Raw genomic sequence first — 18,808 nt, forward strand, 5'->3', positions numbered from 1 at the left:
CTCCCCGCCCTTTGGTCTAGTGACATTATGCCGGCAGGTCTCCTGGCTCACGGATCGTTGCTCAATCACCAAACCTTCCCGGCATTAAACTTTTCAGTCCTGCCAGTGGTTATAATTGGTAAGAACTCACCGTTTACAGTTGCGGGGGCAGCCACGGTTCAAGATCCCCTGATGGGTAGATCTCTCCGTGTTCCCTTTTAATCCCCGGACGACTTCATCCATGGGGAACCATGCATGGCGCGAGTTTATGCGGAGAAACAAAATCCTGCAAGTCCAAGATTTCAAAAAGATCTCGCCATTGATTTAGCCATTCGTGCATGGACATAAGCAGATCATCAAGTGAGGGATGTTGTCTCCAAAGTCGATGAAATTTGCATTAACATTCTGATTGAGATGTACCAGAAAGCTTCTGACCTGTCTCAGGAAGCCGCACGTAATTATGCCGTAGTTGAGTACATCGGATTCTACAACCTGTTCCCCAATGCCCTGGATAGCTGAGCGCGTGATCTTGCCTCTAACGACATAATTAAATTGATCTGTCCGCACGAAAAAGAGACACTGCGCCGGAATCGGTTTTTCGGATGAAAATTTGATCCGGGAATAATAGGGAACACGGAGAGATCTACCCATCAGGGGATCTTGAACCGTGGCTGCCCCCGCAACTGTAAACGACTTAAAGCTTCTTAAAACCACTGGTATGTTTCTGAGATAATTGAAGTCTCTGGAACTTCATACCGGGAAGGAACAGTACTCTTACGTTGTAAGCCAGGAGACCTGCCGATTTAACGTCACCTTTCTGATGAACGGGGTGTTCATTAGGGCGGTTTTCCGTCGAGTGACGTGCCTGTCGATAGTGGCAAGGCGCGGTTCTATACTGATTGATCTAATCGGTGCCTAACTCGCACTGCCATTGTCATAACTTTTTAGACAAGGCGCGTACCATGTTTTTAAAATCTAAAGAAAAAAGACTCTCACATTCATTGAGAATTCTTCTCTTAGCTATTTCTCTAACAGTACTTTCACCACAAAAGGCCACGGCTCATTTTATCGAGCTAATTCCCTCGTCTTCCCTGATAGTCAAGAGTGCTGAAAGCGATTTTTCATTTGATATCCGCTTCACTCATCCGATGGAAGGGGCACCGCTTATGGAAATAGAACGCCCGGATTTATTCGGCGTTCAAGTCGCAGGCAAAAAGTATGATTTAACGAAATCCCTTCACCCCATAAAACTTAAGGGAAAGCTTAATCCTGCGAATGCCACGTCCTACAAAGCAAACTATAAAATAAAGCGTGCAGGCGATTATAGTTTCTACCTCATCCCCAAACCCTATTGGGAGCCTAAAGAACAGGCGATGATCATCCACTACACAAAAGTCATTGTGAATGCTTATGGTTTGGAAAACGGATGGGAAACCCCTGTCGGGCTACCTGTTGAGATTATTCCCCTGAGCAGACCATATGGCCTGTGGACCAATAATCTTTTTTCCGGCCAGGTACTCAATAATGGCCAACCAGAGCCAAATGCAATCATCGAAATCGAATATCGGGGCGAAGGAAAGGTCGATATTCCTGCAACACCCTTTATCACTCAGATTGTTCGCGCCGACAAAAATGGCATCTTTCACTATGCAATGCCAAAGGAAGGATGGTGGGGTTTCGCTGCCCTGATAGATAATGGCAAAACTTTACCCGCTCCGGACGGGACAGAAACACAGGTTGAAGAAGGTGGATTGATTTGGGTTCATACTCAGAACATGCCCCAATAACGACGCCTGATGAAAGAACTATACCCTAAAATTAGCCTCAAAAAACAACAGGCTATAAAACAACAAAGCGGTGGGCTCAGTTATAGAGTCCGCCGCTTATTCAAAAAATCCAGCTACATGCTTGTCACAACAGATTTAGCCCGACATATAAGCCATCATCTGTTCATTTTCATACTCTAGTTCCAGAAGACGTTTACGCACCACGTCACCAATAGAGATCATACCGCACAGCTTGCCATCAGAAACAACCGGCATATGACGAAAACGGCCATCAGTCATTTTTTGCATTACTTCGTGTACTCTTGCATCCGGTGCGCAACACACAGGATTGGCCGTCATAATCGTATCAACTTTTTCCGCAAAAAGCTCTTTACCTTTTTGCCCAATCCCGACCACGATATCACGCTCGGATACAATACCAATTGGACGCTTATCATCATCCGCAACGACCAAAGCACCAATTTTAAATGAGTTCAGCGTATCGATTACTTCCTGAACAGTATGCCCCGTTGTGATGGTATGAATTTCACCCCCTTTATCAGCGAGGATATCCTTAACCGCCCCACCGGAAGTCCCTCCCGACTGTCCTGAGCCAGAACCGCTGTCACCTTGATAAACCGCGGCACTGAAATCAACGGAAAATTTCATTTATCATCCTCCTTGTGTTCTGCTGTCTTATAAGTATAGCACAAGAATTTTAGGACATAACTTTTGTTTCAAAAAAGTTCCCGGAAGATCTAATCAAAGAAAGCTTTTCCCAAAAAACCTTCCGGGACAGTTGGCGGATCGAAAAGTCCTGTACGTGATGACAGCGACGTTAAAAATGATAAGTAATAGCAAGACCACCAAAGACTTGATTTTCACTTTCAACGAATGGGCTATCTGCGGCATCGCCCAGCAATCGCGCATAGCCCAATGAACCTGTCATTGCCCAATTTTCGTCGAAGCTATACATTGCCCCCACGTTAAAGCCGACATCCTTGAAGCCTGCATCAACATCATGTTGGTTATATCTACTTCTGGAAGCCTGTTTACTGTCCACACCAAAATAGGACTGCATATAATCTTCTGATGCCCAGCTAACAGTTGGTCCGGCTGAGATCCAAAGACGTTCATCAAAGAAACTATGACGATATTCGGCACTGAAATTAGCCAAAAGACCTTTGTCCTCTCCACTTAGGTCCTGTGTAACATCCAGCCCTAACGCGTACATTCCCAAATCAATTTCGGCAAAAGCCGAACCTGCTAGTCCTGCTTCGACATCGCCTAATCCTTTGAGAGCTGAATTATCATCCTCATCCCGACCCCAGTCATAATTCAAGGAGACACCACCACTAAAGTGTTCTGAACGTAACAAAGTTGCACCAATGCCACGATCAACCGAGACAAAAAATGTGTCGTCCCGCCAGGATGCTTCAAGAATAGGCATTGCTCCGACGCCATAATCGTCTGAACCTTCATAATCAGGTCCAAATCCGGCCCCAGCACCAATAGTAAAATTCCAATCACTTAACGCAGCATCGACAAAACTGCCCGATTCCGTATTACTTGCAGTGGTTTGGCCGTCAGCTATGGCCGGCGACATAAGGCCTAAGGAAATAAATGAAGTGAAGAGTACAAACCTGACTGGTTTGCTTTGTAAAAAATAACTCATCTTGACACCTGCGCCTGTAGCTACAGATGAAGACATATTAGAAAGTGTAGAACAGCGCCGAAGCATGAGTCCCTCATTAAACAACGAAAATATATCGTGGTTATAAGAGAGCTTTCTGACAGAGGGCTGACTGTTCTGATTAAATAGAAATTATTTTATGCCAAGGCCAATTCTGTGCCCGTAAAATCGCCAAAGTAAGGTGCTGGGAAAATCTCATTATAAGGCTTGTTACTATTCTTCGTTACAGGTCCAACTCTTTCGAAAAGACATTGAACATCCCGTACTGACAAACCATCCCATGACGGTTGCAATACCTGACAGATAGAATCTTCCAGTTGCTTATAAATAGTTTTGATAAAGTTTTTTTGATCAGAAGATGTTTTCAGCGCGTTGATACCTGGCATTTGCCAGTGCACTCTCAATGCACCTAAGGGTCCCAGTACAAGTTCATTCTCATCTGGCGCACTCATGCTAATGACCAGATCAATATCGGGGGCGCCATCTTCCATAAAGAGTTTATGCGTTTTTGAAAAAAGACCCGCCGTGTCATATCCCTTGGTCTGAAGAAGTTGCTCAACCATCGGCAACATTTGTCCATCAGGTTGCGTTCCGGCACTAAAGGCCCGGACACGCCCGCCGCCAAAGTCCCGCAGAAGCGTTTCAGCAATCAAGCTTCGGGCCGAATTGGCTGCGCTTAAAAAAAGAATGTGAACTGGTTTTTGAGCCATTATTCAAAACCTTTATGAGCAACTGTCTGTTTCGGAATGTCTTGCCTACTAAGGCCAGATTTATATACCGGAGATTGATACGTCAGAAAGATATCAACCAAATGAAAGCCACATGACCTATTTATGAATTCCTGTTTTATGGATTTCGGTCATCAAGCGATTGCACGAACAACCGATGTGGTTCTGCTAACTCCCTTAACCTATAGTTCGATCTTATTTTCGGTTCTGGTAGGCTTTCTGCTCTTTGGCGAACACTTGAGCTGGTACACAGCACTCGGCGCAATCATCATTATTACGGGCTGTTTGATTGGAATGGGCATTTATCGTAAAAGGCTTCCACAATCTCAATGAGATATTAATCTCCAAATTTTGTGTACTATAGTCCGATAAAGTGACCAAAGCATCACAAACGAGAAGGTTTGACAAAAGCACTCTATGACCAGCGATCACAACGACTTAAAAAGCATCGTCTCTCGTTTTACTGATGAGCAGGTATCGACCCCTGTTTTTGTCGCCAACGTCCTGCGTGAAGCAATCATCTCGGGCACCTTACCCCCCCACAGTCTCGTCCGCCAAGATACAGCCGCCGATGCAATGGGCGTCAGCAAAATCCCGGTCAGGGAAGCCCTGAGAACACTGGAAGGTGAAAACCTCATTAGTTTTGAGCGGAACAGGGGTGCGCGAGTTTTGCCGGGTTCAATTCGGGAAATGATTGAAATTTTTGAGTTGCGAAAAGTGATAGAACCGCATTTATTACAGCTCTCAATCCCGAACCTTGCTGATGAAGATCTAACTAACGCTCAAAACCTGATCACCCGCGAAGCCCAATCAACGAACCAGAAAGAACTGGGCGAACTTAACCGCCAGTTTCACGAAATCATTCTATCTGGTGCCAAAGAAACCATCGGGTACAGGTTTCAAACTATTCTCTTTACAACATCAGAACGCTATTTGAGATTGAGCTTAAAAGAGCCCTCTTCCCAAACCCGAAGCAACGCAGAGCACCAACAACTAATTACGGCCTGTATTGCCCGCGATGGCAACAAGGCAAAAGAGCTTCTCGTGAAACATCTGGAATCAGCCCAGAAAGTCATCCACGAAAAGCTCAAACAGGATAAATCCGTAGATCCGTAAGCTTACTAGCCTTTCCTATAAATCTTTTGCAAGTCTGAGCGCATCATAGATCGCCGCATGAGTATTCCGCGCAGCCACGGCATCACCAATTCTGAAAAGCTGAAACTTGCCCCCCGCATTCGTGGTAATATTTTGCGGCTCACCCTTAATAAAGGCTTTGTGGTCAAGCTCACCAAGATTTACCGAAGCTGGTTTGAGATCAAAATAAATATCATCCATCGGAATAGTTCCGTGATTAACAACAATCTGATCGTAGTTTTTTTCTTTGATCAAATCACTATAGTCAGTGCCGATTTTAGCCCGTAGTCGGTTGCCATCACGCTCAACATCTTTCAAGCGATAGGTAACAGTAAAGGTTACATCCTTTTCTTGCATCGACCGCATATAAGGAACCAGGTTCATCGCCATCACATCAGGCGCAAAGCTGCGATCCGGCGTCATGATTTCAACTTTTGCGCCCGTGTTGGCAATGACTTCTGCGGCTTGCAGTCCGGCATGATCCCCAGCATCGTCATAGACCAACACATCTTGTCCCGGTTTGATATCCCCAGCAATGATGTCCCAGCTGGAAACCACTAACTCATTTCCGCGTTTAAGAACTTCCGTATGGGGCAGCCCACCTGTCGCGATAATAACGACGTCCGGGTTTTCTGCCTCAATATCTGCCGCTTCTGCCCAGGTATTAAAACGAAACTCAACATCCCGTGCAGCACATTGCGCCATGCGCCAATCAATGATCGAAATCATCTCAGCCCGCCGTTGACTTTGCGCAGACAAACGAATTTGTCCTCCTGGTTCCGGGGCAGCTTCAAAGACAACAACATTGTGTCCGCGTTCAGCAGAAACACGCGCAGCCTCTAGTCCCGCAGGACCAGCCCCGACAATAACAACTTTACGCTTTTCACTGGCGACAGGAATGTCGTGCGGCATTGTCAGTTCTCGACCCGTTGCCGCATTGTGTATGCACAAAGCATCGCCACCTTGGTAGATACGATCCAGACAATAGGTCGCGCCAACACAGGGGCGAATATCATCTTCGCGACCAGCCATGATCTTTTTCACAATATGCGGATCAGCCATATGGGCCCGGGTCATCCCCACCATATCCAAGAGCCCTTCGGCAACTGCGTGACGCGCTGTTGCAACATCAGGAATACGCGCGGCATGGAAGGTTGGCATACCTGTGGCTTTTTTAACTTCCCCTGCAAAATCCAGATGGGGGGCTGATTTCATTCCCTGCACAGGAATAACATCTGTTAAGCCTGGGTCCGTATCAATATGCCCGCGAATAACGTTAAGAAAATCAACCATTCCGGAACGCTGCAAACGCTTTGAAATCTCGATCCCCTCTGCAGCGGAAATCCCATCCCTGTCTGCTTCGTCCGCGGTATAGCGAATACCAACGATAAACTTGTCACCCACACGCTTTCGAATTGCCTCAAGCACGTTAAGTGAAAAGCGCATTCTGTTTTCCAGTGATCCGCCATATTCCCCATCCAGTGTATTGGTGCGCGGAGACCAGAACTGATCCATCAGATGACCATAGGCTTCCAATTCAATACCATCCAGTCCTGCAGCTTTCATTCGTTCTGCCGCATCGGCATAATCTTCGATAATTCTGAGGATATCCCAATCTTCCAATTGCTTCGGGAAGGCCCGGTGCGAAGCTTCGCGATGATGAGACGGCGCAACAGCCGGTAACCAGTCCCCTTTGTTCCACCCAGTTCTGCGCCCAAGATGGGTCAACTGGATCATCACGGCACACCCGTGTTCATGGCATGCATCGGTAACCTTTTTCATCCAGGGAACAACTTCGTCCTTGTAGGCCAACACATTATTGAACACAGGCGGACTATCACGGGATACGGCGGCGGATCCCGCAGTCATGGTCATCCCCACCCCTGCCTTTGCCCGCTCTTCATGATAGGCGCGATAACGATCTTTGGGCATCCCGTCCTCGGGATAAGCAGGTTCATGGCTTGTGGTCATGATCCGATTTTTGATTATCAAATGTTTCAGCTTATAGGGCTGCAACAAAGGATCATTACTGGCCATTTCTCTCTCCTGTTTATTCTTGTCCCGGTTCAGTTTCCTGATGTAGCTTTGTACCTGCCCGAGATTTTCATTAACGTAATATCATGGTGGAAACTCGGCAGAAAACTTACACCGAGTTCAACTAGTTAATTAAGCGGTAACTGGCGAAAAAGACCGGGGTTATTTGGATCATTGAAATGGCTCATGGGGCCATGTTCAACGAAGTGTCCATGCCAGCGCTTCATCTCCTCTCTATCCAGTTCCACACCCAAGCCTAACCCTTCCGGTACTGCTATGGTGTTATTTGTCTGACGGAAGGGGCCGTTTTCAATGACGTCCCCAATTTGCCAACGGAACAAGGATTGCGATGGCTCTGTAATCCACGGCGTTGCAGCCACTACATGCAGATAAGCCGCAGTCATAATGCCCAGATCATTTGAATAGCACCAAAAGCCCTTACCCATGGCTTCACAGGCAGCAATGAATTTCATTGTTTTCCCAATGCCACCCAGCGCCGCAAAGTTACAGACAAAATAATCAGGGGCGCCCAAGGAAACAGCACGCCGTAAATCCGGTACGTGCGTCGAAAACGGAATGATCGAATGACGGCGTAATTCTACCATTTCCTCAAAGGTCGCAACCGGATCCTCATAATTTCGGATATTATAAGGTTCAAGTTCTCTTAAAACCCAACGTGCCGTTGTCAAAGACCATTGCATATTTGAATCAAGGCGCAGCATGGCATCAGGCCCGAGCGCTTCTCTCAAAAGGCGAACCGTTTTGATTTCAAGCTCGGGATCTCCCTGAATAAGTTTGCCTTCAAAGTAGCTAGAGCCGTGCTCGTCTTTCATCTTCAAACAGTAATCAACAATGGCCTCTGGTGTCATTTCACCACCTGCACCATTGTTTTCCGGTCGAAAAGCGAAATACTCTGTGAAGGGAATTTCCTTCCTTACAGCTCCACCCAATAATTTATAGAGTGGCATGTTCATGACTTTTCCACGAATATCCCAAAGTGCGAGTTCCAACGCACCAAAGGCTATGGTGATTGCATTTTCACCTGTATTTGCCGTTATCTGCCACGGCGGCACACAACGCGCTTCACAATTAGCGATATCCAACGGATCTGCACCAATAAGAGCTGGGGCAATCTCTTCCTTGATAATCTCACCAAAATGCCACCAGGGCGCTTCCCCCAATCCGACGACACCTTCATCAGTAAAAACTTCAATGATGGATTTTGACGCCCCGGGGTAAAGTCCTGCTGTCCACCAGAAAGGCGCATCAAAAGGTACATTTACATGAGTGACTTTAATATCTGTGATTTTCATGACCAGTCCTCACCAATTTCCCAAGCTTCGTTCAACTAGACAAAGTAGCTTTTAATACCAGGCATCTTTCATTTCAGTTTTCCGCCGGTTCATAAAATCAAGCAATGCTTCGTCTGTGTCTTCAGCCAAATGCGGTGCCTGATAATCTGCCAATATCTTTTTCCATCTACGATTGGCCCGAATCATGGCGTCATCTCCACCTTGTTCGCTCCAACTCTCAAAAGGTTGATCATCGTTGAGTTCTGTATCCCAATAGGCCGTCTCATAATGAGAAAGCGTATGTGCGGTGCCAAACATATGCTCTCCGGGGCCACCCTCGCGCAAAGAAGAAAGGCCCAAGGTATCATCATTGATTTCAAGACCTTTGAGATAAGCATGTAATGCTCCGCAAAGATCTGTATCCATGATGAACTTTTCATAAGACATTGAAAGCAAACCATCCAGAAAGCCCGCGGAATGCAAAACGTAATTCACACCCCCCTGTACAGCAGACATCATCGACATCATGGCCTGTACCATCGCCTGACCATCAGGCAGTTTTGACGTCGCGAAATTACCTGCACAACGCAGAGGTAATTTTAATCTCCGTGCCAACTGTCCCATAACCAGACTCCCCAGTGCTGGCTCTGGCGTTCCAAAAGTTGGGCTACCGGACCTGAGGGACATTGACGACAGAAAAGAAGCCAGAATGGCGGGTGCACCAGGTCTGACAAGTTGAGTCAAAGCACAGCCAACCATGGACTCAGCCAAACCTTGCGCAACAGCCCCCGGCATTGTCACCGGGCAAACTGCACCACCCAGCAAGAACGGCAGATGGATGGAACCTTGCCCCGCTGCGGCATAGGCCCGGATACCTTGGGTTGAAATTCCATCCCAAACCAAAGGAGATGTAGAGTTAAAGTTCCCCATAATCACACAGTTTTGGTCAACAAACTCCGAGCCAAACAGAATACGACACATTTCAATGTTATCTTCAGCGCGTTTAGGGGCCGTGATCGACCCCAGAAAAGGTCGATCAGAATACCGAATATGGGCATAAACCATATCAAGATGCCGCTTGTTAACCGGGATATCCGTCGGCTCACAGATCGTTCCTCCGGAATGGTGAAGCCATGGACTGGATTGTGCCAACTTCACAAAATTTTCAAAGTCATCAAGAGTTCCATAACGCCGCCCCTTATCCATATCCATCACAAAAGGTGAACCATAGGCCGGGGCAAAGACCATGGCATCACCACCGATTTCAACTGATTGAGCTGAATTTCTCGCATACTGTGTAAAACGTTCAGGGGCCGTCTTGAGGAGCTCTCGAATCATGCCGGGTTCGAATTTGATATTCCAAGCTTCCGCAGAAATATCTGTGACTTGTCCACCCGCCTTTCGAAATAAATCTACTGTTTCAAGGTCTTCTCGAAACTCGATACCAATCTCTGCCAGAATCGTATCTGCAGCTTTTTCGATTTTGATTAAATTCTCTTCATCAAGAAGATCATAGGTTGGAATGTTGCGACATATAAAAGGCGTCTGCAGATGCGCGTTCTGTCCGGCACCATCCATGCGACTTGCCTGTCTGGCAGCTCGGCCGCGACTGCGTGCCCTGCCTACCCGATGCTCATTACCATCAACATGATCAACCGATTGCCCCATTGCCTTGCTTTCTTCAGAAAATAATAGAAATAGGCATATGGTATACTTATGCAATATAGTTGTGACTGACTAAAAATCTTATTCTTAGGCCAAGTTTAATTTATGCGAAAATTAAAATCACTTATCCAATCTCCTGCCTCACTCTTCTCGTTTGAGGCCGCAGGAAGGCACTTATCCTTTGCCCGGGCCGCAGAAGAACTCAATGTCAGTCAAGCCGCTATAAGCTATGCGATCAAACAGCTTGAGACTGCCTTGAATGTTCAACTTTTTTATCGGGGGCATCGCTCGGTTGAGCTAACTAATGCAGGTAAACGCTTTCACAACGATGTCACTATGGGACTTGGTCATATTCACCGTTCTGCCGAAGAACTCTCACGTTCGGATAGTGAAGGCAGTATAACCCTTTCTTGCTCAACAGCCTTTGCCAACTATTGGATCGTGCCAAGGCTGGGCACACTTCGGGCCAAGAACCCTGAAATTGATCTGCGGCTACAAACCACAGATAAGGATATAGATCCTGCGATAGAAGGAATTCCACTGGGCATCCGACGTGGCACAGGCAATTGGCCCGGTCACGATGCCATTCAAATCGCCAGTGAAGAGGTCTATCCGGTTGCCAGCCCAAGATATCTTGCTGAAAACGGGCGCCCGAAAAACCCCAACGAGCTGGCAGAACGACGCTTGATATATCTGGAAGAACCCTACAGAGATCGGCCAAACTGGCATAACTGGTTTCAAGCCAAGGGTTTGGTCTGGAAAGATTACGGCGAAGGATTACGCTTGAACGATTATGCTTTGGTCATTCAGGCTGCGTTAGCTGGTGGTGGCATTGCCCTGGGTTGGTGGCACCTTGTCGATCACCTTGTTGAACATGGCCTTTTGGTCAAGCTGGATGACGAAGCAGTTCATTTTGGTGGAGATTTTTGGGTTTTATGGCCCAACCATAAACCACTAAGCCCTCAGGCCGAACGTGTACGTGACTGGTTAACGTCTTCGCAAAATTCCTTGGACAATGGCCTCTATTAACGCGATATTATGCAGAACAAACAAGGAGATAATAATGTCCAGCAGTTCTGACAATCGTCCCAAACGTACAATTGCAATGGTTGCCCATGACCGTATGAAGCCCGTGCTTCTTGAATGGGCAGAGGAGAACAAAGGAAAGCTCAAAGAGTTTCGCATTGTTGCAACAGGGACAACAGGCCGCCTGTTGGCAGAAAACCTTCCAGATCACGATATAACGGCTTTCAAAAGTGGACCACTTGGCGGTGATCTACAAATTGGGGCCTTGATCTCTAACGATGAACTGGACGCACTTTTCTTTCTCGTTGACCCGATGACCCCTCAGCCCCACGATGTTGACGTCAAAGCCTTAATCAGGATATCAACGCTCTATGAAACACCTGTGGCCTGTAATCGGACAACAGCAGATTTTATCCTTCGTGGCATTACCGAAAAAGGCTATCAAAAACGCCCGACCCATCCCATGATCGAAGAGTACGTTACACGCACAGTTTAAAACCGACAGGTCAACAAAATTACCCAAGATGCCATCACTGAATAGCATGGATTACCTTGGTAACAGGAGTATCCAAACCTTCGACATACCAATTCGCCCACAGACGATTTTCCTTATCCGGCTCTAAACTCAGAAAATTCCGGGCAAGGAGATATTTTTTGCGCTGTGTCGGAAGCTCCATCATCCGTGCTGTAATGCCTTGCTCAATCGGTTCAACTTCATCACTTAGTTGCGTTAACAGCCACCCCGTCAGCTTTGGAGGAGAAGGATGAACGATCCCCGAAGCTGTCAATTGGTTTATGACCTTTGAGCGCCCGGGCACAGCTTCGCCGCGTTCGCTTTCAATAACGCCCAGACAAGCAACATGGACATCACCGGACAAAATCGTCACACGGCAGGCTTTATCGGCCATAAGCCCCAGTAAACGGTGGATCATCCGCAAACGTTCTGCACGATGGTTCGGACTCTGCCAATGATCCCGTAAATCATCTTCAAGTTCCTGTTCCCCCGGCAGCCAGCCAATGAGGCTTTCAATAGATCCAAAATCAGCATGAACCACGGGTACGGGAGACACAAAAAGCAAATGCCTCGGTCCACCCTCACTCACTGAGTTCAATTCATAAAGATACTGCCAAATCAGATCCCAGCTTTCCCGGGAGAGAACCTGTTTTTGCGTTCTTTCTGTGCGAGTATCCAGAGATAAGACCAGATAGTTTCCTGCCCGGTAGGCCGTTGAAAAACCTTTGGTAGGTAAAGCCGCGGGATGTTTTTCATTTTCTGATATCGAAAGCTGTTGCTGGAAGAGAGCAAAGTACTTGCGAGCGATACTAAAAATTCCCTGATAAACATCACATTCCTGATCTTCCGCAGCATAAGACCCCCACCCATCAAAGATATCGTGATCATCCCACATCATGGCTGTCGGAATAGAGGCCAGGGCTTCAGCCACAACGGGCTGTTTCCAGCGCTGGCAATAGAGATCAAAATAAAATCGATCAACCTGATCTCGCATCGCGGCCGTAAACTTACGCTTCCTACGTTCCGCCCTTGATAATTCAACCCATTTCTTGATCTCGGAACAGCGTTCCCATATCTCATCGGCATAGACCTGATCACCGCCCATAATCATCAAATTATAAGGCGTTACCCGATGCTGGAAGAGCAAGGTCTTCCACATGGCATTTTTGTCATCCACTTTTTTGATTTCGCTCGGGGCAGAAAAGCCATTACAGGAAAGAAAAGTCATTTGAGGATCAGTACCGCGTGCCGGCACAGTGAACATCCAAAAATCAAATCCAATGAAATACTTAACCTCTACGGAGTCTTTTTCACGCAGAACTCGGACATCAAACCGCGATGTAATAAAACCTTTTGATTCATATAGTGTAGAACGAGATACACATTCCCCTTTTTCCAACTTGAAGATCAAATCAGAGGTCGGCGTCTTTGACACAACCAATATCGACAGATCCCAAAAATCCTCTTCCGCTGTTCGCAAATTCAAAATTGGTCCAAGTTTGAGGTCCATGATATCGCTCCCTAAATTTTTATATTTATTTAAAGATTTTTATATTTATTTCAAGAGGGTATCTGACGCAGAAAACTTATTCCATATCAAGTTGAATTTGACTCCAATAAAATCACTAAACAGGCGATGAAGCAGCATTTAAAATCAGCCTTAGATCATTCTGCATGTGCCCCAAAGCTGATTTAATCAGATCGGACGTTTTCATCAATTTGTCAGTTGCATCACCAGTGGTTCGTGACGCGTCCCGCATAGCAGCAGTACTACCAGATACCTTTTGGGCATTTTCTACAGAGTCTTTGACAAATCGTGCAATTCCATTAGATGCATTTGACTGTGCCTCAAACAACTGGACCAGGCCACGCATCGACTGATCTACCTGATTGATACGCCCTTCGATAGTCGTAATACCCTGTGCTGCCTGCTCCGATACATCGCGGATAGATTTAACCCTGACAGCTATCGCATCTGTCGCTTGTGATGTTTCCGCAGACAACTTCTTAACTTCTTCGGCAACAACAGCAAACCCGGCACCTGCCACCCCGGCACGAGAAGCCTCAATAGTTGCGTTCAAAGCTAAGAGATGGGTTTGCCCGGCAATCTTCTGAATCATCTCAATAATCTCTTCCACCTGATTAGCCGTTTCATAAAGATCTTCAACAGTGGAATGTGCCTCTTTGGTATCCATAGTTGCCAAAGAAGTCAGCTTGATTTGCTGATCAACAGCTTCTGACATTTCTGAACTACAGGATATGAGATCTTCAGAAAGTTCTCTGATTTCGCCAGCCATTTTCGCATTGATATCTGCCAGCTCGATTGTCTCGCCAGCCTGTTGATTGGTATTGGTCGCAAAGCTTTGCAGTTGGTCAGACATAACAGCCAGATCGTCGGCATGTAAGGTAACATTTTTCACGCTGGAATTCATGCCACTTTCAAGTTGGGATGCCACATTGACAAGTCTATCTTCAACGGCTTTTTGATTACGCAGACGCTCCTTCTCGTTTTCTTCTCGTAAAACAGCCGCTTCATCCCTTGCCTGCTGAAAGCGTTCAATGCCCCGAGCAAGAGAGCCTATTTCATCAATACGGCTTGTTTCACCTAAATCGACATTTTCACCATCTGCAACTTCACGGGCGGCAGCCTGCAAGCGAACGAGTGAACGCGTTACCAGACTGCGGCTAACACCAAAAATAACACCAAGGATCAAAACAACAGCCAACCCGCCGAGGCCAATTGAAATTAAAAGTGCCAAATCCGCAAAAGCTTTTACCTCTTCATCTTTCTCGCGAATGACATCCACATGTTGAAGAATGGCAATGCGTTTCTGTTCCGCTTCCAGTGTTGCATCGGCCAGTATTCCCTTGAGCGACAGAACCTTTCGCCCCAAAGCATCATCACCTGAATTTTCCTGAGAAATTCTGGCCACTTCACGGTCAACATCAGCAAGAGCAAGCTGATCAAAGCGAAACTCCTTCACCTTGTCCTGATATTTATTACCTGCAAAAACTCCAAGGGATACAGCGGGTTTTCCGCCCGCCTCATCGATGACAAAAAATCCGTTCTTGGACAGATCCCTGCGCTGATTTCTTGTTTTATAACGGGCCTTAATGTCATTTCGTCCGTCATGAATTGTAATGATTCCACCTTGAGAAACAGCCCAATTCTCTATTTCTTTAGAAGCGTTGACTTCAAGATGCGTCCCAATGGAAAGATAACTTGTCTGCAGATCTGTTATCTCTGTCCGCAACATCTGATTCATTTCACGTAAGAGTTGGTTTCGAGCCTCTTCTTTTTCCATGATGTTTTTCATCAGAAGCTCAAACCCGAAAAGAAGCCCTGCCATAAGCGGAACCAGCACTGCGATCAAAGAGATAATCAGTTTGATATCAATTCGGGATTGTATAGCGGTAAACATAACGACCTCACACCAACAACAAAGGGGATAACATCTTTTTGGTCAGTGATCGGTAAAGCGAAAGTATTACATCTTAACGATAATTAAATGACTCTAAATCTAAATCTCTATTAAATTTCAAATACTTCTAAAACACAACGTTAACGTAAATTCCTTTGCCTGTCAGATATCAGGCAAATTAACTCAAACATGATAGACATCGCGACCATGGAAGTAATTTTATTTGGATTATCCTTTGTAGGCATCAGGCAGACCACATCACCGCCAATAATGTTTAAACCTCTTATCCCACGTAAAAGACTATTGGCCTGATCTATTGTGAAGCCATTTGATCCTGCCTCTAGATTTGAAACGGCAGGGGCTATGGATGGATCGAGGCAATCCAAATCAAAGGTGACATAGACAGGATCATCCCCAATGCGATTACAAAATCGACGAATTGTTTCTTCGATCCCAATCTCATCAAACTGCTCTTTCGTTATCAACTGATACCCCAGATCATCACTTGTATTGGTCCAGTCCAGTGTTCGTAAGTTTCCTCGGATACCAATCTGCGAACTTAAGTTTCCATCAACCTGCCCTTGCTGAACGAGATAACTCCCCCAATGAGCCGCAGATTTTTTAGCACCCAACCAATGATCAAGATTATGAAAAGTATCCGTATGCGCATCAAAATGTAATAGCGCTATCTTTTTCCCTTTTGTTAGTTTTGATCCTTCACAGCCAAGCCCCTGAATGATGCCGCCTGTTACTGAATGATCCCCGCCAATAGACACAACAGGTATTCCGCGTTGCGCCAAGCGAGTATAATAATCGGTTATACGTTGAATTGACGCTTCGTTATCATTTGCCTCTGGAAGAGGGACATCCCCCAAGTCAAAAATTTTACTCTCGGCCCAGGGATCAAGTTGGTATTTTCCATGAACACGTCGACCAATTGGTGAAACATCTCTAACAGCGCGCGGCCCCAAATGTTGATCTTTTTCAGTAGTCCCATTCCCGGACGAATGCGGAACACCAACCAACGCAATATCGCATTCCGTTGGATTTTCCTCATACGGGCAGCGGAATAATGTTGGAAGTCCCCACCAATAAAGTGCTTCCATAACCTTTTTATGATCATCATCCGACATCGCCACTTGCTTGAACTCCCGAAGATATAGAGTTGAGATTTTCTCAAGAAATAATTCTCCAGAACATCTTAAACATCTTGGACATATTAGATATTCAGTTTTGATCAAAACCTGATTGAGTTTTATTCAAGTTCCCTATTTTCAAAAAAATGATAACGTGAAGCATGCCACGAAACGCAATGATCCCTCTTAACGCTATCCGTGCCTATGAGGCGACCATTCGCTTGGGCAGCGTAAAGGCAGCCGCAAAAGAGCTTTGCGTAACCGAAGGCGCGATCAGTCGACAAATTAAAAAGCTTGAAAATGTATTGGAGCTTTCGCTTGCGAGAAGAGATCAACATAAGATCGCAGCAACTGCTGTAGGCAACAAGCTTGCGCAAAATTTGACAACTGCCCTTGATCTTGTTGATCAAGCCGTGTCAGAAGCACAAAACAAACACACAAGAATAAGATTACAAGTGGCCCCAAGCTTTGCCATCAGGTGGCTCATGCCCCGATTAGAACAGCTCCACCAATGCCTTCCCTTGCTTGACATACGCGTAACAACTACGCTTCTGGATAATCAATTTGATCAATACAGCTTTGATGTTGGTATTATTTACGGCGACGGGAAATGGCCTAATCTCAACACCACAAAGCTTTCAAACGAGTATTTGCTTCCTGTTGTATCATCAAATACCTCAACACAAGCAGTTAGAAACTTCCAAGAACTAACCTTTTTGCACACCACTGTAGATCAACGGGACTGGAAATTGTGGGTAAAAAAATCAAAACACGATCAGTCGGTAGCCCTGACAGGACCAACCTTTGAAACATTAGATCTAGCCGTACGTGCAGCAGAAAATGGCTTTGGCATCTCCCTTGGTGATCTCAGTTTAATCCATGACAATATTCGCGCAAATAGCCTCAAGACACCATTTGGGCCAATGATTAAAACTGGACGCGGGTATTATCTCGTGCATGAACCAAATCATTTATGTGGGGGCGCCATTAATGACTTTAAACGATGGCTTCAACCTCAGAGCCCTATTGAAAGAATAGATGCTGAAGCTATTGCCCAAAGTATGGGAATTAATCTGATTTCAGCAACTTCTTAGATCAGTATAGAAGTTAATCGTTCCAACGGTAATTCATGAACAACCCTGCCTTTATAGCCGATTGTTGTTGTCGCCTTGCAAATAGAATTAACGATTGCTTCCTCGGTAGCCTGAACCACACCGTGAAAGAGCGGATTGATATCTTTCTCAGGAACAATTTTCAAATTTGCATGCATCCCCTCTTCTCGTAATTCGAGAATATTACCTGTAGAGAAAGCGATAGCATAATCGCCACTACCATTATGACCATAGCCACCTGTTCGTCCCAATCCTAATGTTGCTCGTCGGGCCAGACGATCACACTGTTTGGATGAAAGAGGAGCATCAGTGGCAACAACGATAATAATGGATCCATCTTCGACATGAGGTACCCGCTTTCGATCTGGCACAGGAACATCTGCATCCGGAATCTGTTCCCCAACTGAGACACCATTGATACGCAAGTCTTTTCGGTCACCATAATTGGCCTGTACCAACACACCCACCGTATAGGTTTCACCCAGAACATTTACTTCCCGAGAAGATGTCCCAATACCTGCCTTGAAGTCATGGCAAACCATGCCAGTCCCACCCCCCACGCAACCTTCTTCCACAGGGCCAGAATGTGTATCATTCATTGCCCTGGCAACGTGCTCGGTCGTCAAGGCAAATGCATTAGGGTCACTCAACCACCCGTCCCAGGTTTCAGCAACAATCGGATGGGTACCACTATGCGTATCCTTATCATCACAAAGCTGGTTTATTCCCCGGTGAACTGCCCCCACTCCATAATAGGATGTTAAAAGAATAGGTGATGACAGTTGACCAGCTTCTTCCAACCAGCCCCGCCCGGTCATTTCGCCATAGCCATTGAAGACACTCGATCCCGCAAAAACGCCATGGCTCCAGAGTTTCTCTTTCCCAAGCGGTAATATCGCCGTAATACCTGTGCGTAATACCGACGGCGTCTCTTCCCAAACGGTACAGTGTCCGACTTCAAGTCCGGATACGTCTGTGATTGCGTTTAGGGGGCCAGTCGGTAAATCACCAACTTCTATACCTAAATCACGTAGCCGTTTTCTCTGGTGTGACATTTTCAAATCTCTCTGCTTAGCCAAGATCCTCGACCTTAAATCAAGCCTTGCTGATTCGTACAGAGATCTAGATAAAAAATGACGTTCATAAACAGATTTATCGAAAAGCCTTGTTCAAAGCGTTTTCAAAAATCTTTCCTTTGACGGTATTCACTCAACGAAATGTGATATGCACTTTATCCCCATACCACTTATCTATTCCTTGCCAGTTATTCATGGGGCTAGTTATTTATTGGGCTAGTCATTTATTCT

17 protein-coding genes and 2 riboswitches are annotated in these 18,808 nt (G+C 46.0%); of the genes, 7 read left to right on the forward strand and 10 right to left on the reverse strand.

What is annotated here, in order from left to right; all coding sequences use genetic code 11:
* Positions 1–14: 14 nt before the first annotated feature.
* A riboswitch (cobalamin riboswitch) is annotated at positions 15–248 on the reverse strand.
* Between the two features lie 91 nt (positions 249–339).
* Entirely contained in the window at positions 340–498 is a 159-nt protein-coding gene (locus tag D9A03_RS19790) for a hypothetical protein (protein WP_162938167.1), read from the forward strand.
* 55 nt (positions 499–553) lie between these two features.
* Positions 554–797, forward strand: a riboswitch (cobalamin riboswitch).
* A gap of 144 nt (positions 798–941) precedes the next feature.
* Complete coding sequence (locus tag D9A03_RS14275; protein ID WP_120497889.1) at positions 942–1,766, forward strand: DUF4198 domain-containing protein; 825 nt, start codon at positions 942–944, stop codon at positions 1,764–1,766.
* A gap of 135 nt (positions 1,767–1,901) precedes the next feature.
* On the opposite strand, the gene D9A03_RS14280 is transcribed toward D9A03_RS14275, so the two are convergent.
* The 3 genes from D9A03_RS14280 to D9A03_RS14290 all read right to left on the reverse strand — a co-directional run bounded on the left by D9A03_RS14280 (position 1,902) and on the right by D9A03_RS14290 (position 4,148).
* Positions 1,902–2,414 (reverse strand): CBS domain-containing protein, encoded by a 513-nt coding sequence (locus tag D9A03_RS14280; RefSeq protein WP_120497890.1) that lies wholly within the window; start codon positions 2,412–2,414, stop codon positions 1,902–1,904.
* 169 nt (positions 2,415–2,583) lie between these two features.
* Entirely contained in the window at positions 2,584–3,420 is an 837-nt protein-coding gene (locus D9A03_RS14285; RefSeq protein ID WP_216825491.1) for a MipA/OmpV family protein, read from the reverse strand.
* A 155-nt stretch (positions 3,421–3,575) separates the two neighbouring features.
* Entirely contained in the window at positions 3,576–4,148 is a 573-nt protein-coding gene (locus tag D9A03_RS14290) for a low molecular weight phosphatase family protein (protein WP_120497892.1), read from the reverse strand.
* Positions 4,149–4,271: 123 nt separating this feature from the next.
* Here D9A03_RS14290 and D9A03_RS14295 point away from each other — a divergent pair, with 123 nt between their 5' ends.
* On the forward strand, positions 4,272–4,499 hold the full coding sequence (locus D9A03_RS14295; RefSeq protein ID WP_120497893.1) for an EamA family transporter: 228 nt from the start codon (positions 4,272–4,274) through the stop codon (positions 4,497–4,499).
* An 84-nt stretch (positions 4,500–4,583) separates the two neighbouring features.
* Positions 4,584–5,282 carry a GntR family transcriptional regulator gene (locus tag D9A03_RS14300; RefSeq protein ID WP_120497894.1) on the forward strand — a complete coding sequence of 233 codons (699 nt, stop codon included), beginning with the start codon at positions 4,584–4,586 and terminating at the stop codon, positions 5,280–5,282.
* A gap of 15 nt (positions 5,283–5,297) precedes the next feature.
* Here the strand turns inward: D9A03_RS14300 and D9A03_RS14305 are convergent, their stop codons facing one another.
* The 3 genes from D9A03_RS14305 to D9A03_RS14315 all read right to left on the reverse strand — a co-directional run bounded on the left by D9A03_RS14305 (position 5,298) and on the right by D9A03_RS14315 (position 10,294).
* On the reverse strand, positions 5,298–7,337 hold the full coding sequence (locus D9A03_RS14305) for an NADH:flavin oxidoreductase (RefSeq protein ID WP_120497895.1): 2,040 nt from the start codon (positions 7,335–7,337) through the stop codon (positions 5,298–5,300).
* A gap of 125 nt (positions 7,338–7,462) precedes the next feature.
* Complete coding sequence (locus D9A03_RS14310) at positions 7,463–8,647, reverse strand: mandelate racemase/muconate lactonizing enzyme family protein (protein ID WP_120497896.1); 1,185 nt, start codon at positions 8,645–8,647, stop codon at positions 7,463–7,465.
* Between the two features lie 51 nt (positions 8,648–8,698).
* Positions 8,699–10,294 carry a trimethylamine methyltransferase family protein gene (locus D9A03_RS14315; protein WP_120497897.1) on the reverse strand — a complete coding sequence of 532 codons (1,596 nt, stop codon included), beginning with the start codon at positions 10,292–10,294 and terminating at the stop codon, positions 8,699–8,701.
* A 102-nt stretch (positions 10,295–10,396) separates the two neighbouring features.
* Here D9A03_RS14315 and D9A03_RS14320 point away from each other — a divergent pair, with 102 nt between their 5' ends.
* Together D9A03_RS14320 and D9A03_RS14325 are read left to right on the forward strand one after the other, a co-directional pair.
* On the forward strand, positions 10,397–11,320 hold the full coding sequence (locus D9A03_RS14320) for a LysR substrate-binding domain-containing protein (RefSeq protein WP_120497898.1): 924 nt from the start codon (positions 10,397–10,399) through the stop codon (positions 11,318–11,320).
* Between the two features lie 34 nt (positions 11,321–11,354).
* A complete protein-coding gene (locus D9A03_RS14325) occupies positions 11,355–11,813 on the forward strand; it encodes a methylglyoxal synthase (protein ID WP_120497899.1) in 459 nt (152 codons plus the stop codon).
* Positions 11,814–11,847: 34 nt separating this feature from the next.
* Here the strand turns inward: D9A03_RS14325 and D9A03_RS14330 are convergent, their stop codons facing one another.
* The 3 genes from D9A03_RS14330 to D9A03_RS14340 form a co-directional block, all read right to left on the reverse strand.
* Complete coding sequence (locus tag D9A03_RS14330) at positions 11,848–13,341, reverse strand: alkaline phosphatase D family protein (RefSeq protein ID WP_120497900.1); 1,494 nt, start codon at positions 13,339–13,341, stop codon at positions 11,848–11,850.
* Positions 13,342–13,456: 115 nt separating this feature from the next.
* A complete protein-coding gene (locus D9A03_RS14335; protein WP_120497901.1) occupies positions 13,457–15,253 on the reverse strand; it encodes a methyl-accepting chemotaxis protein in 1,797 nt (598 codons plus the stop codon).
* A 140-nt stretch (positions 15,254–15,393) separates the two neighbouring features.
* Complete coding sequence (locus tag D9A03_RS14340) at positions 15,394–16,386, reverse strand: arginase family protein (RefSeq protein ID WP_120497902.1); 993 nt, start codon at positions 16,384–16,386, stop codon at positions 15,394–15,396.
* A gap of 164 nt (positions 16,387–16,550) precedes the next feature.
* Between D9A03_RS14340 and D9A03_RS14345 the strand changes: the two genes are divergently transcribed.
* Positions 16,551–17,483, forward strand: coding sequence for a LysR substrate-binding domain-containing protein (locus D9A03_RS14345; RefSeq protein ID WP_120497903.1), 933 nt, complete (start codon positions 16,551–16,553; stop codon positions 17,481–17,483).
* On the opposite strand, the gene D9A03_RS14350 is transcribed toward D9A03_RS14345, so the two are convergent.
* Entirely contained in the window at positions 17,480–18,556 is a 1,077-nt protein-coding gene (locus D9A03_RS14350) for a P1 family peptidase (protein WP_120497904.1), read from the reverse strand. The two genes, D9A03_RS14345 and D9A03_RS14350, sit on opposite strands and share 4 nt — an antisense overlap.
* Positions 18,557–18,808: the final 252 nt, after the last annotated feature.

It is taken from the genome of Kiloniella sp. EL199, assembly GCF_900313065.1.
Taxonomy (GTDB): domain Bacteria; phylum Pseudomonadota; class Alphaproteobacteria; order Kiloniellales; family Kiloniellaceae; genus Kiloniella.